At 68.7% G+C, this 380-nt stretch carries 1 protein-coding gene; it reads left to right on the forward strand.

Going from position 1 to position 380, the window contains the following annotated elements:
• The coding region (locus NJD71_RS13800; RefSeq protein ID WP_319052463.1) for a cell division protein FtsX at positions 1-380 on the forward strand (380 nt) is incomplete at both ends.

The raw sequence follows: 380 nt of genomic DNA on the forward strand, positions 1-380 counted from the left end.
GGTGACCGAGGCGATGCGCACACAAGCCGGCATGGTCGAAGTCAAACCGTTTACCAAGGACGAGAGCGGCAAGCTGCTCGAGCCCTGGCTCGGCACCGGATTGTCGATGGACGATCTGCCGGTGCCGCGCCTGATCATCGCGCGCGTGCAGCCGGGCACGGCGCTCGATCTCGGCGCCTTGCGCGCCCGCGTGACCCAGGCGGCCCCAAGCGCCAGCGTCGACGATCACCGCGCCTGGATCGAACGGATGCGCTCGATGACCAACGCCACGGTGCTCGCGGGTCTCGGCATTCTCGCGCTCGTCATCGTCGCCACCATCATCTCGGTCTCGTTCGCGACTCGCGGCGCCATGGCGGCGAACCGCCCGATCGTCGAGGTGC

The sequence above is a fragment of the Psychrobacter sp. PP-21 genome (assembly GCF_033790785.1).
Lineage (GTDB): Bacteria > Pseudomonadota > Gammaproteobacteria > Pseudomonadales > Moraxellaceae > Psychrobacter.